The following is a 506-nucleotide window of genomic DNA, read 5'->3' as shown; positions in this document are numbered from 1 at the left end:
CCGTAAGGAAGGATGCTCCGAGGGTGTGGTTAGCGATTGGGGTGAAGTCGTAACAAGGTATCCGTACGGGAACGTGCGGATGGATCACCTCCTTTCTAAGGAGCTAACAGTTAAATTCTCTATTCTAATGGTAGTGTTCTAAACATTGCTAAATTGAACATTGGAAACTACATAGTAAATATAATGAGAAACCAAATTAAAATAATTTTACTAGAAATTCTATTTTTTAGTAGAGTTAGCAAGTTGAAGAAATTCAACTTACCTTAAATTTAAAGATTAAGAGAATTAAGGGCACACGGTGGATGCCTAGGTAATAAGAGCCGATGAAGGACGTGGTAAGCTGCGATAAGCCTGGAGAAGTTGCAATCGAACATTGATCCCAGGATTTCCGAATGGAGAAATCTACTAAGATGAAGTCTTAGTGTGAAAACGGTAACCAGATGAACTGAAACATCTAAGTAGTCTGAGGAAAAGAAAGTAAAAACGATTCCCCAAGTAGCGGCGAG

2 rRNA genes are annotated in these 506 nt (G+C 38.9%); both read left to right on the top strand.

What is annotated here, in order from left to right:
* Nucleotides 1–95: ribosomal RNA gene (locus GIL12_RS10015) — 16S ribosomal RNA — on the top strand; the annotation flags it as partial.
* Between the two features lie 179 nt (nt 96–274).
* Nucleotides 275–506: ribosomal RNA gene (locus tag GIL12_RS10010) — 23S ribosomal RNA — on the top strand; the annotation flags it as partial.

Origin of the sequence: Fusobacterium sp. IOR10, from assembly GCF_010367435.1 — a bacterium.
In the GTDB taxonomy this organism is placed as follows: Bacteria; Fusobacteriota; Fusobacteriia; order Fusobacteriales; family Fusobacteriaceae; genus Fusobacterium_B.
The sequence above is the reverse complement of the archived record's forward strand: the minus strand, read 5'-3'. Positions and strand labels throughout refer to the sequence as shown.